The organism is Azospirillum sp. B506 (genome assembly GCF_000333595.1).
In the GTDB taxonomy this organism is placed as follows: domain Bacteria; phylum Pseudomonadota; class Alphaproteobacteria; order Azospirillales; family Azospirillaceae; genus Azospirillum.
In genome coordinates this window covers 1-5,524 of the sequence record NZ_BADK01000645.1, presented here as the reverse complement: position 1 = coordinate 5,524, position 5,524 = coordinate 1, and the positions used below count along the sequence as shown (strand labels likewise).

Below are 5,524 nucleotides of genomic sequence, written 5' to 3'. Positions count from 1 at the left end.
ATTTATTACATGGAGGGAGGAAAATAATTATATTGGTTCTTGTTTGATTCGGACTGCCGCCAACCTCCGCTGGACAGGATCCTCTACCTAGATGATTCTTGAGCGTCCCTTAGGCCGCCTTCTCACCATTTGGTGCGATGGAGCAACGACTTGCATGCCAAAGCACGCGGCAAAAACCTGCCATACGCGGCCCTGACCGATGTCAGCCACGGCTCAAAAAAACATGGACCGGACCGCTTCGACCGACTGCCAGACGGTGATCGCCGTGGCGATGAGAACGGCGGCGGCTATCGCCAACGACGCTGCCAGCAACACCCCGTCCTCTTCCAGATAGGCCAAGGCGATCAGCATGATCGTCACCGCCGGGACGACATTGCTCAGCGGAATGGGAACGAAGAAGACGCCTGCCAGCACGAGGACGACCAATCCGACCACGCGCGTCGTCGTCTCGAACGGCATTTTCCAGCGTGGGCGTATGACCGTCTCCATGCGCCTCAAAACCGGCACGGTACGATCGACCATGCGGACCAGGCGCTGTGTCGAGAAACGCCGCGACATGATCGTCCTGGGAAAGGCCGGCGTTTCCCGCGCAAGGATCATCTGGAACGCGGGAATGGTCAGCAGCAGCCCGACGACCGGCGATGTTCCCGGAGTCAGACCGATCACTGCCAGCAACAGCAGGACGACGCCGAAGGAGCGCTTGTGCAGCCTGTCCAGCAGCCAGCCGAATGTAACGCCCTCGGCCGGAGCTTCGGCGAGCAGGCCACGCAAAACCTCGGATGTCGGGATATGTGCGGGCAAGGCCGAGGTCATGACCGCATCGCTCCGGCCGTTTCGGTGGGGCGACACCTGCCAGTCATGCCGGGATCGACACCGTAACGGTCGTGCCGGCGCCGGACCCGACGGTCAGACCGCCTTTGACCTGCTCCGCCAGCAACTCCATCAAAGTGAGGCCGAGCGACCCCGTGCGCCGTTCGTCGGCCATGCCGATGCCATCGTCACTGATGCTCATGCGCAGGACTTCGTACGAGATTTCCCCGAACGAGACGGCGATGCGGCCGGATCGCCCGTCCGGGAAAGCGTATTTCAGCGCATTGATCATCGCCTCGTTGGCGATGAGGGCCAGCGGGATGGCCTGATCCGGTTTCAGGAACACCTCGTCGGCGTCGACATCCAGCACCACCCGCAAACTCTGTGCAGGCTCGAAGGACATCAGCAGGTCGCGGCACAGCATCCGCAGATATCCCCCGAATTCGATCTCCTGCAGCCCCTGCGTCCGGTAGAGCGTCTCGTGGATCTCGGCCATGCGGTCCAGCCTTTCCACGGCGCTGTGCAGCGCCACCTGCACGGCCGGCTCCCGGCCATGGGTGAGACCCAACTGGATGCGCAGGAAGGACGAGGCCATCTGGAGGGTGTTTTTGACGCGGTGGTTCACCTCCTTCATCAGATTATCCTTGTCGCGCAGCAGCACGTCCTTGTCGGCAAGGGTGTTGCGCAGCACACGCTCCACCTCGGTGCGGCGCTCAACTTCGGCGGCAAGTTGGCGATTGAGTTCATCCAGCCGCGCGGTGCGCACCGCGACACGGTGATCGAGTTCTTCGTTGAGCTGGCGCAATCCGTCTTCCGCCGCCTTGCGCTCGGTGATGTCGACAAAGGACACGAAATGGTGGCGGATACGGTCTTCTTCGAAAACGGGTGCGACATGCTGGAGCACCCATAGCGGCTTTCCATCCCTCCGATAGAGCCGGACCTGACGCACGATGGCCTCGCCGGCGCGTAAGGCAAGGCCAATGGCGCGCGCCACCTCCGGGTCGGTGCCGGAGCCGGACAGCAGATGATAGCTCTTACCCAGTATCTCTTCGCGTGCATGACCGCTGAGCCTGGTGAATGCGGCGTTGGCGAAGACGATCGGGATATCCGGCAGAGTGGGATCGGCGATCAGCATGGGCATCAGGGTCGATTCCGCGGCCACCACAAAGGGGCCACCGCGCGCGGCCTCCATCCTGACCATTCTCTCTGCATCCTGTTGGTCGCGGGGATTATCGGGCATGCAGCGCTCCTTCGTCCGATCCATTGTTCGAAAAGGATATAGCCGCTGAACGCAGCCTACCCAGGCGAAGAAGTGGCAGAGCGTGTTCGCCGGATTGGCGCGGAACGGTAAAATATACCGATTGATCCACGACAAAAACCTCCTGACCTTCTTGCGTATGTAAAATATATGATGGGAAAACCAAAAGAACATCTCCTTTATATTCGGCAATTTATAGCTCTCAGTTTCAGATTATATTTTTAAAGCCATTGATATTTTGCGGTGCGGCATAATATAGGATTAAGGCATCGAGGTAGAGCGCAGCGCTCCCTTTCAGCTCTCATTCCCCAAACAGTCATGGAGACGTCATGGACGACGGCACTCATCCCACCCCCACCATTCGCCCCACCAATCGCCCGACCATTCGCAGTGCCAGCGATGAAGCCGCGGCGGGCAACGACGCGCCGAAGGGCGCCGGCATCCGCAGCGCCAGCGAGGAGCACACGGCGAAACCCGCCCGCGAGCTTGGTCAGCAGCCGAGGCCCTGGCCGCCGAGGCTGCCCGGCACTTCAGACAACCAGGGCTTTCCGGAATCCGTCCGGACCGCCGGCCAGAGATTTGACCGTGCTCTCAAAGACGGTCTCGACGAGGGTGGCGGTCGGGCCACGGCACTCGGCGGTGCCCTGATGGCAGGCTATGGAGCGGCCATTTCAGAAGCGGTCGCCTTCATGGGCCAAGCCGTGGAACGACAAAACGAGCTGTTGGGCAGCATGCTCCAGGCCCGCGGCCCGCAGGACATCATGACGGCGGGACAACGCTACCTGCTCGGCGGATGGCTGGCCTTCTTCGAGGTCAACGTCCGCGTCGCCCAGGCCGCGTCCCGGCTGCCGCAAGACACCGTGCACAGCCCGCCCCGGCCTGGCGCCTGAGGCCGCCGTCGCTCTTCAAAGCCGCATGACAGCACTTCGGGAGGATCTCCGTTGACCGGTCCGGAAAAGGAGACACAGACGCTTCTCACCGTCGAAGAGCAGGTGGGCGTCCGCAAACGCCGACAGGTCACCGGGACCGTCCGCGCCAGCACCTTCAGCCATGAGCGGGAACAGGCGGTCGAAGCCGACCTGTCGATGGAAACACTGGAGGTCGAGCGGGTTCCCATCGGACGGTTCGTCGATGCCCCGATCCCCCGACGCCAGGACGGCGACACAACCGTCATCTCGGTGATCGAGGAGGTGGCGACGGTGGAGGTCCGCCTGAAGCTGGTGGGAGAAGTCCGGATCACCCGCCGCACCGCGAGCGGCAAGAGGCCGGACCACGTCACGCTGCGCCGTCAAGAGGTCGTCATCGAACAGAGACCGTCTTTGGACACCCCCGCGACCTGAGCAGCCTGACTTACTTCAAGACACTGAAATACTTTAATCCTACTGGAGACTATCATGAGCACGATCATCGTTGGACTTTACAAGGAAAGCGGTTCCGCCAAGAAGGCCTTCCAGGCCTTGGTCGCGGCGGGCTGCCAGGAAGCGGACATCGAGACCTTCGGCGGCGCCGACAGCGCCGACAAGGCCGCCCAGGGCCTGCTGGGACACGGTTTCGACAAGGAACTGGCCGAGCAGTACAGTGCAGCCATCCGCCAGGGCCATACCCTGGTTGCGGCCGACATCGCCGACCAGGATGCCGACGCGGCGGAAGCCATTCTCGATGAAAACGGGTCCGTTGACCTGCCCGAGCCCCCTGCGGTGCGGAAGCCGGCCCAGAAGGCGGGCAATGGCGCCACCGTCGAGCAGGAAACCCTCCAGTCGGTGAAGGAGGAGGTCGAGATCGGCAAGCGCCGGGTCGCCAAAGGCGGATTGAAAGCCGTGTCGGAGATCACGGAAACCCCAATTCAGGAGACCGTAACGCTGCGCGACGAGGCGGTGGACGTGGAACATCGCAAGGTCGATCGGCCTCTCCGCCCCGACGAGGAAAAGGCTGCGTTCGGCGAGAAGACGGTCGAGCTGATGGCGACCTCCGAAACGCCGGAAATCACCAAGGAAGCCCGCGTGGTCGGGGAGGTCGTGCTGTCCAAGACCGCTTCCGAACAGGAAAAGACCGTGGAAACCGTCGCCCGCCGCAGCGATGTCAAGGTGGAGCCTGTCGGAAACAAGCCCGGCAACAAGCGCTGATCCGAAGCGGGCACACTACGATGGGGCGGCCGTTCGGCCGCCTCCCGCCGCAGCGGATATAACCTGCGGCGGAGCGATTGAAGGTCTGTCGAAAGAACTCATAGATTCAATCTATTGTCTATCGGTAGATTTCTCTCAATAGAGGCGCAAAACCGATTTCAAAATGTCGAGTGTCCACTTCTGAATTTCAGGGATATCCCATTGTGGAAATCTCTGCGAATCCCCACATTAATTATTCAAAAGCCACCCCAGGCCTGCTCATTTTTGCCGAGGATCGCAAATCCGAGGTGTTTCCTGGCGTGACTCGATCCGGATGGCATGGCTGCCGCCATTGCCGACAAACCGGTCCACATCGGAGGCACTTTATGAATTCCCGGACAAGGCTGGCCTTCTTCATTCTTAAAACCCACGCCGGATGGATCGTCCGTGCTGATGGCTTCGTCTATCCGCCCTGCGCCGACCAGATCGATGCTCTCACCAAAGCCATTCGGGAAGCGCAAGCAGCGGAACGTCTCGGCTTCGCCAGCGTCGTGCTGGCGCAATCGGCGGCAGGGGAACCCTGCCATGTCCGCTGGTGCTGTGCCGGCAATGACGGAGCGGCACAGGCGGTTATGGAGCCTCCATATCCGATAATTCCGGCCATGGCTGAGATCCTGACGCCGACATCCGTATCGGAGGAACGTCCATGACCCCCTTGCTCCATTCGATCGAGGGGCGATGCCCCCGTGGCGCCGATGCGTTGCGTGAACAGCTGCGCTGGATGAATGCCGAGCGCCGTTGGCATCCGACTGTCTATGGCGTATCGCCGGACCAGTTTCCCCCTGCCTTTACACCACCGAGCCATGTCAGCCTGCCGCAGGGTGCCACGCTGACCCGCCTTACCAGAGCCTGTGCCGCGGGTGGTGCGGCTGCCATCGAGGAACGGGTGATCTCATGAGCCTATCAGCCCATTATACCGTGTCGTGCCGTACAGACGGGTGGTTCGTCGGGCTTGAGGGGGAACGCTACGGCCCCTTTCCCAACGGACAGGTCGGTGCCCTGATCGCCGCTGTACAGGCCGCCAACCACGCCGGAAAGGACGGCCACGATGCCCGCGTGCTGTTGCGTATGGCGGATGGCCGGACCGACCCCGTCTGGATATTCGGCGTGGACAGCTACCCGTCGCCCTGGGTGGAGGAATTGCATCGGATTGCACAACTGCCGCGGCGCGAACGCGCACGTGCACCGATCCCGTCCATTCTTTCAACAGATCTGCAAGCCATGATTCCGGATTCTGCGATCGCTGGCCGGGCGGTTGCTGGGCGGGCGTGACCGGGCGGGCAGGATTTTCCTT

At 61.8% G+C, this 5,524-nt stretch carries 8 protein-coding genes; 6 read left to right on the top strand and 2 right to left on the bottom strand.

Annotation, left to right across the window (positions count from 1 at the left end; all coding sequences use genetic code 11):
• Nucleotides 1-213 precede the first annotated feature (213 nt).
• A complete protein-coding gene (locus tag I71_RS19135; RefSeq protein WP_042696575.1) occupies nucleotides 214-813 on the bottom strand; it encodes an exopolysaccharide biosynthesis protein in 600 nt (199 codons plus the stop codon).
• Nucleotides 814-856: 43 nt separating this feature from the next.
• Nucleotides 857-2,050, bottom strand: a complete 1,194-nt coding sequence (locus I71_RS19130) for a sensor histidine kinase (protein WP_244433924.1) — start codon at nucleotides 2,048-2,050, stop codon at nucleotides 857-859.
• A 347-nt stretch (nucleotides 2,051-2,397) separates the two neighbouring features.
• On the opposite strand from I71_RS19130, the gene I71_RS19125 reads away from it, so the two are divergent.
• The 6 genes from I71_RS19125 (at nucleotide 2,398) to I71_RS19110 (ending at nucleotide 5,502) form a co-directional block, all read left to right on the top strand.
• Nucleotides 2,398-2,958: a hypothetical protein gene (locus tag I71_RS19125; RefSeq protein WP_042696571.1), complete on the top strand. Its 561-nt coding sequence runs from the start codon at nucleotides 2,398-2,400 to the stop codon at nucleotides 2,956-2,958.
• 51 nt (nucleotides 2,959-3,009) lie between these two features.
• The gene (locus I71_RS19120; protein ID WP_042696569.1) at nucleotides 3,010-3,408 is read left to right on the top strand and encodes a YsnF/AvaK domain-containing protein; all 399 of its coding nucleotides are present in this window, start codon (nucleotides 3,010-3,012) and stop codon (nucleotides 3,406-3,408) included.
• 117 nt (nucleotides 3,409-3,525) lie between these two features.
• Nucleotides 3,526-4,191 (top strand): YsnF/AvaK domain-containing protein, encoded by a 666-nt coding sequence (locus I71_RS19115; protein WP_244433923.1) that lies wholly within the window; start codon nucleotides 3,526-3,528, stop codon nucleotides 4,189-4,191.
• A gap of 170 nt (nucleotides 4,192-4,361) precedes the next feature.
• A complete protein-coding gene (locus I71_RS36155) occupies nucleotides 4,362-4,880 on the top strand; it encodes a hypothetical protein (protein WP_083897259.1) in 519 nt (172 codons plus the stop codon).
• Nucleotides 4,877-5,128, top strand: a complete 252-nt coding sequence (locus I71_RS36150) for a hypothetical protein (RefSeq protein WP_083897258.1) — start codon at nucleotides 4,877-4,879, stop codon at nucleotides 5,126-5,128. The genes I71_RS36155 and I71_RS36150 overlap by 4 nt, the downstream gene beginning before the upstream one ends.
• Nucleotides 5,125-5,502, top strand: coding sequence for a hypothetical protein (locus I71_RS19110; protein ID WP_042696565.1), 378 nt, complete (start codon nucleotides 5,125-5,127; stop codon nucleotides 5,500-5,502). Before I71_RS36150 ends, I71_RS19110 begins: the two co-directional genes overlap by 4 nt.
• Nucleotides 5,503-5,524: the final 22 nt, after the last annotated feature.